Annotated in this window: 1 protein-coding gene and 1 pseudogene; both read right to left on the bottom strand. The window is 55.5% G+C overall.

Annotated elements, in window-relative coordinates; translation table 11 throughout:
• A pseudogene (locus ABD323_RS43430) lies at positions 1-220 on the bottom strand (hypothetical protein); the annotation flags it as partial.
• Between the two features lie 14 nt (positions 221-234).
• On the bottom strand, positions 235-651 hold a 417-nt coding region (locus ABD323_RS43425), incomplete at its 5' end, for a hypothetical protein (RefSeq protein WP_344447530.1).

Raw genomic sequence — 651 nt, 5'->3', positions numbered from 1 at the left:
CGAACCCTTCAAGTCGTCTCATCCGCCCATCCACAAGAAGAATCTGAATGGCCGTTCGGACCGCCAGGTCATTCTCGTACTCATAAATACTCATGTCATATCCGCTTGCACATTGATCAACGAACGAGATCCATGCGTTTACGAAATCATCACACGACTGGAACCTCTGCCAGCCTGCACTCTTCGCAATCTCGGCAGCCATGGCGTCGATCTCAGTCACAATTACGTGCATTCTCAGAAGTTAATTGGGGTCAGTCCATCAGTTCCCCGGAAATACGCTTCACCATCGCCGCCGGGCCGAAAGAAGGTTCGCATGATGCCGTCCTCGGTCTTCACGCCGAAAGCGCCAGTGGAGGTATCGAATCGGAGCGTATCGGTGCCCCGCCTCCCTTCCAGGACACCCCTTTTGGCGGGCCCATCGAGCAATCCTCGCGCACCGGCCAGGTAGTCGGCCTTGTCGAGATATTCAGGCATATCCGGACCGCCTTCCTTGGACTTCCCGTTCTTCATTACGCCAAGAACGTGCTTGTTGTAGTGGATGTCATCTTCGCCGGGCTTGAAGTTTGATCCGCAGTTGTGAACCAGGACCGGTGTCGTTCCGGCGAGAACATAGTAGGTGTGCAGGTCCGTGACGGTGAGGTTGTAGGCGGG

Origin of the sequence: Kitasatospora nipponensis, assembly GCF_039528135.1 — a bacterium.
GTDB lineage: Bacteria > Actinomycetota > Actinomycetes > Streptomycetales > Streptomycetaceae > Kitasatospora > Kitasatospora nipponensis.
This window is presented reverse-complemented; position numbering and strand designations above follow the sequence as displayed.